A 5,799-nucleotide genomic window follows, 5' to 3' on the forward strand; every position below is an offset into this window, starting at 1 on the left:
ATTTTATTGGGGTAACTTATTGCAATCAGTAATTTGAGCGGGTATGTTGTGTTAAATATTTATACGATATGCTTGTTCCTTGATCGCTTTTAAGATTCCTCCGCGATTTATTCGTTAAAATTTACTAGATAATTATATCGTTATGCAAAAGTTTAACCCGGCCTTTTCAGGTTCGGACGTGAAGAAATATATTCTTAAAAAGAATTTAAAGAAAGATTTACCTGCAAGTATTGTAGTGTTTTTAGTGGCTTTGCCATTGTGTTTAGGTATTGCACTAGCCTCAGGTGCACCGTTATTTGCTGGTTTAATCACTGGTATTATTGGAGGGGTAGTGGTTGCCTCTTTCAGTGGATCGCAATTGAGCGTTAGTGGCCCTGCAGCGGGTTTAACCGTTATTGTTTTGGGTGCCATAACATCTTTGGGGAGTTATCAAACCTTTTTACTTGCAGTTGTATTGGCAGGGGTATTCCAAATGATTTTAGGCCTGGTAAAAGCCGGAACTATTGGTAATTACTTCCCTTCGAGTGTAATTGAGGGGATGCTTGCAGCAATCGGATTGATTTTGATTTTAAAACAGTTACCACATGCGTTGGGTGTTGATACCGATTTTAGTGGCGACGAAGGATTCTTTCAGCAAGATCACGAAAATACTTTTTCTGCGATTACAGCAGCGGTAAGTCATTTTAGTTTGGCTGCTGTGGTTATCAGTTTATTATCGATAGCTATTCTGATTATTTGGCCTAAATTTCCAAAATTAGCGGTTGTACCTGCACCATTGTTGGTGGTAATGCTTGGGGTTCTTGGAACTATACTTTTTGCTGGTACCGATCATCCGCTACGTGCCGATCAGATGGTGAAAATTCCAGTGGTAAGCGGTTTTGGCGAATTTTTAGGCCTGTTTACCATGCCCGATTTCTCTCAGTTGGCTAATAAAAATGTTTATATAACAGCTGCAACTATTGCTGTTGTGGCAAGTTTAGAAACTTTATTAAGCATAGAGGCAGTAGATAAAATAGATCCAATTAAACGTGTATCGCCAACAAATAGAGAATTAATCGCCCAAGGTTTAGGCAACATTACCAGTGGTATGGTTGGTGGCTTGCCTATGACATCGGTAATTGTTCGTAGTTCGGCAAATGTTAATGCAGGCGGTAGAACCAAAATGTCGGCTATTTTTCACGGCACCTGGCTATTGTTATCATTACTGTTTATCCCAGGTTTAATTAACATGATTCCATTGTCGTGTTTGGCTGCCATTCTTTTGGTAACGGGTTATAAATTAACGCGCATCAGTTTATTTAAACACATGTACCATAAAGGATGGGACCAGTTTGTTCCATTTGTGGTTACGGTTGTAGCAGTTTTATTTACCGATCTGTTAAAAGGTGTGGCAGTTGGTATGTTGGTTTCTATTTTCTATTTACTCCGTACCAATATGCGTAACCCATTCTTTTACAGAATTACAAATGAAGGTGATAAAAAGCACATCAGGATTAAACTGGCAGAAGAGGTTTCTTTTCTGAACAAAGCAGCAATACAAGTAGTTTTAACGAATATTCCGAAAGAAACAGATGTAATTATTGACGGTTCGAATGCCAGGTATATCGATCCAGATGTATTGGAAACGATTTATAATTACAAACATAATGCCTATACCAAAGGTATTATCGTCACATTGGAGAATATCCAAAAACATTATGCAGTACCAAAATTAAATATAAAAGTAGAAGAAGATATTAATAAGTTATAATATGTGCGCAAAAACAATAGATACGAAAGATATAACATACGATAGCCTGTTACAAGGCAATAAGGACTGGGTTAAAGATACAATCGACAGTGATCCTACCTTTTTTGATAAACTTTCTGAAGGCCAGAGCCCACCGGTATTGTGGATTGGTTGCTCTGATAGCCGTGTACCCGCAAACCAGATTACCAACACCAGACCAGGCGATATTTTTGTACATAGAAACATCGCCAATGTGGTGGTGCATACTGATATGAATTTACTTTCAGTACTCGATTATTCTATTAATGTATTAAAGGTAAAACACGTTATTGTTTGTGGCCATTATGGCTGCGGTGGCGTGAAAGCTGCATTAGGCAATAAACAGGTTGGAATTATTGATAACTGGTTGAGAAATATCCGCGATGTATACCGTACGCACGAACGTGAAATGGCTACAATCAAAGATCCTGATCAGCGTTTTGACCGCTTAGTTGAATTAAATGCCATTGAGGGCGCTGCAAATGTAACCAATACATCAATTGTACAAAGTGCATGGGCCAATGGCCAGGAGTTAGCCGTACATGCCTGGGTTTACAGTTTAAAAACAGGAATCATTAAAGACTTAAAAGTAACCTGTACTTGTCTTGATGATGTTGCCCCTGCATTTAAAGTAGGATAAAAGCACCAATAAGTGCTATTTTTTAGTTGTTAGGAAAAGCTCCCGATTTTACATCGGGGGCTTTTATTTTTCTGTGGTATTGGGCATATTTCCTGCTTCTCCCTTATTACCTTTTTCGGCATCTGTTCTTGCTTCTTCCGAACCAAAATCGCCCATTCCGAAATCTCTGCCTAGGTTACCCGCTTCAGTTTCAACACTATTTTTTTTTTCGTTATCGTTGCTCCGGTGGCRCGGCACCTGCTGATCGGGCATATTGGTTTTATCGGCGCCGTTATCAGCATTTTTATTGCCCAGATTTTTGTTGTTATCTTTTGTGTTTTCCATGATCTTCTTTTAAGCTATTATATAAAACAGCATAAAAGAAGATTGGTTTTACGTCTTTAAAATGGTATTGCATAAATCGAGTTGGTCAGGGGAAATCGACCAACAGATCTGTTTTATTTGGTTTTCGCTTCTTCGGTACTTAATAAAGTTTCCAATTCTTTCACCTTTTCCGGATATTTTAGTGCAAGGTTGTTCTTTTCACCCAAATCATCATTTAAGTTATACAGTTGCGCCGTAGGCAGGTTTCCACTATCGGTATGGGTAAGTTTATAAAAAGCTTCTCCCTTTGATGGCCTGATATATTTCCAGTTATCTTTAACAATTGCCAGTTGGTTACTTTGTTCAACGAAGAAATCACGGCCTTTTTGGTCTTTTCCGGTAAAAGCATCCCACACATTTTTACTGTCAATTGCATTTTTGCCTTCTACGTTGAAAAAGCTGGCAAATGAGGCCAAAAAATCAATCTGTGAAACTAAGGCTCCAGAAACACCCGGTTTGATTTTTGCTGGCCACGAAATAATAAAAGGTTCACGTGTACCACCTTCTAAAATGCTGTATTTGCCTCCGCGTAAACTACCTGCAGGTGTATGGCCGTTTAATTTTTCGAAACCCTGATCTTCATAACCGTCCATAATTACAGGACCGTTGTCGCTACTGAAAATGATCATCGTATTTTTATCAAGGCCCAGGTATTTTAGTTGTTTTGTTATTTCGCCAACTGCCCAATCGAGTTGTAAAATTACATCACCACGATTGCCCAGTTCACTTTTCCCTTTAAACATGGTGGAAGATAAACGCGGTACATGCGGTTCTGTTAACGCATAATAAAGGAAAAACGGCTCTTGTTTATGATCTTCGATAAAATTTTTTGCTTTGGTTAAAAAGGTAAATGGAATTTCCTCATCAGTCCAGCGGGCAAGTTTGCCTCCCTGCATATAACCAATACGGCCAATGCCGTTTACAATGGTTTGGTTGTGCCCATGATTAGCTTCAGCAGGCATTTTTAACAGTTCTGGATGGTCTTTTCCTGTTGGATCAGTACCAACCGGACTTTTATAATCAACTGTAATCGGATCTTTAGGATCTAAACCTACCACCAATTGATTTTCCATAAAAACAGTAGGTACCCTATCGGCCGTAGCCGGGAAAATAAAGGAATAATCAAAACCGACTTCTTTTGGCCCGGGCTTTACTTCTTTGTTCCAGTCTTTTTCTACTGCATTGCCCAAGCCTAAGTGCCATTTGCCAACAAGACCTGTTTTATAACCAGCTTGCTGAAAAATTGATGGTAGAGAACTATTATCTGTTGGGATAATCAATGCAGCATCGCCTGGCAATATATCTGTTCCTTTTTTACGCCATGCATATCTTCCGGTCATTAAGGAATAACGCGAAGGTGTACAGGTAGATGCGGTTGCGTGACCATTGGTAAATCGCAGCCCTTGTTTTGCCAATGCGTCAATATTTGGGGTTTTTATTTTTGTTGCGCCGTAACAGCTGAGGTCGCCATAACCTAAATCGTCGGCATAGATGATAATTACATTGGGTTTCTTTTGCGCGGTAGCATAAAAATTAAAGCTTGCAACACAGACAATAAGGGAAAGTAAAAATTTGTGGTTCATGGTTAGAAAAGGTGTTTATGTTTTTTAAAATTAATACAATCGTCCTCGTTTATAACGAGGATGCACGAGAGCCACATTTTTAATGTGGCGTATAAGTTAGGCGATACAATCACTTTTCTTCATAATCCTCGTTGCAAACGAGGACTATATGTGCATAAAAAAGGCCAAACAGTATAATGCTTGGCCTTATATATTAATATTAATCTTCAGCTAAAAACGGATAACGGTAATCAGTTGGCGGATTAAAAGTTTCCTTAATAGTCCGTGGAGAAACCCAGCGTAACAAATTAATCATTGCACCAGCTTTATCGTTTGTGCCTGATCCTCTGGCGCCGCCAAATGGCTGTTGCCCAACTACTGCACCCGTACATTTATCGTTAATGTAAAAATTACCAGCTGAGTTGCGTAATGCGTAGCTGGCTTTTTCTATAGCATACCTATCTTGTGATAAAATAGCCCCTGTTAAAGCATAAGGTGAAGTGGTATCAATTACTTCTAAAATCTGGTCGAATTCTTGATCTTKGTATACGTATACAGATAATACCGGGCCAAAAAGTTCTTCACACATAGTGGTATATTTCGGATCGTCAACCACTAAAACAGTTGGTTCTATGAAATAACCTTTACTCTTATCATAATTACCACCGGCAATAACTTCAACTCCTTTATCTTTTTTAGCCTGATCAATATATTTAGCCAGTTTATCGAAAGAACGTTCATCAATTACAGCATTAATGAAATTGCTGAAATCTTCAGTTCCACCCATTTTAAATGAAGCTAAATCTCTGATCATTAATTTCTTAATCTCAGGCCAAAGGCTTTGTGGGATATAAGTACGGCTGGCAGCAGAACATTTTTGTCCCTGGTATTCGAAAGCACCACGTACAATTGCAGTAGCCGAAGCTGCAACATCTGCACTTGGGTGAACCAAAATAAAATCTTTACCACCAGTTTCACCAACTATACGTGGGTATGATTTGTACTTATGGATATTTGTGCCGATTGTTTTCCATATCTCCTGAAAAACTTTGGTAGAACCGGTAAAGTGAATACCTGCAAAATCAGCGTGATTAAAAACTACATCGCCTACTTCAGGGCCATCGGCAAAAATAAGATTAATTACACCATCAGGTAAGCCAGCTTCGCGAAAAATTTGCATAATTACATTAGCCGCATAAACTTGCGTATCAGCAGGTTTCCAAACCACCACATTACCCATCATGGCTACACAAGCAGGTAGATTGCCCGCAATTGCTGTAAAGTTGAAAGGAGTTAAAGCAAATATAAAACCTTCTAAGGGGCGTTGTTCGGTTCTGTTCCACATGCCATTTGGAGATACTGGAGGCTGTTGGCCATAAATATCCTGCATATAACTTACGTTAAAACGTAAGAAATCTACCAATTCGCAAGCGGCATCTATTTCTGCCTGATAGGCATTTTTACTT

5 protein-coding genes are annotated in these 5,799 nt (G+C 39.0%); 2 read left to right on the forward strand and 3 right to left on the reverse strand.

What is annotated here, in order from left to right:
• The first annotated feature begins 142 nt into the window (after positions 1-142).
• Both AC1DPQ_RS15630 and can read left to right on the forward strand, forming a co-directional pair.
• Entirely contained in the window at positions 143-1,750 is a 1,608-nt protein-coding gene (locus AC1DPQ_RS15630; protein WP_477583942.1) for a SulP family inorganic anion transporter, read from the forward strand.
• A gap of 1 nt (position 1,751) precedes the next feature.
• Positions 1,752-2,408, forward strand: coding sequence for a carbonate dehydratase (can, locus tag AC1DPQ_RS15635; protein ID WP_215124766.1), 657 nt, complete (start codon positions 1,752-1,754; stop codon positions 2,406-2,408).
• Between the two features lie 63 nt (positions 2,409-2,471).
• Here the strand turns inward: can and AC1DPQ_RS15640 are convergent, their stop codons facing one another.
• The 3 genes from AC1DPQ_RS15640 to pruA all read right to left on the reverse strand — a co-directional run.
• Positions 2,472-2,732: a hypothetical protein gene (locus tag AC1DPQ_RS15640; protein ID WP_477610136.1), complete on the reverse strand. Its 261-nt coding sequence runs from the start codon at positions 2,730-2,732 to the stop codon at positions 2,472-2,474.
• Positions 2,733-2,845: 113 nt separating this feature from the next.
• Positions 2,846-4,354 carry a sulfatase family protein gene (locus AC1DPQ_RS15645; protein WP_477610138.1) on the reverse strand — a complete coding sequence of 503 codons (1,509 nt, stop codon included), beginning with the start codon at positions 4,352-4,354 and terminating at the stop codon, positions 2,846-2,848.
• A 199-nt stretch (positions 4,355-4,553) separates the two neighbouring features.
• The coding region (gene pruA, locus AC1DPQ_RS15650) for an L-glutamate gamma-semialdehyde dehydrogenase (RefSeq protein WP_477610140.1) at positions 4,554-5,799 on the reverse strand (1,246 nt) is incomplete at its 5' end.

The sequence above is a fragment of the Pedobacter sp. 01T416_2 genome, from assembly GCF_056398925.1.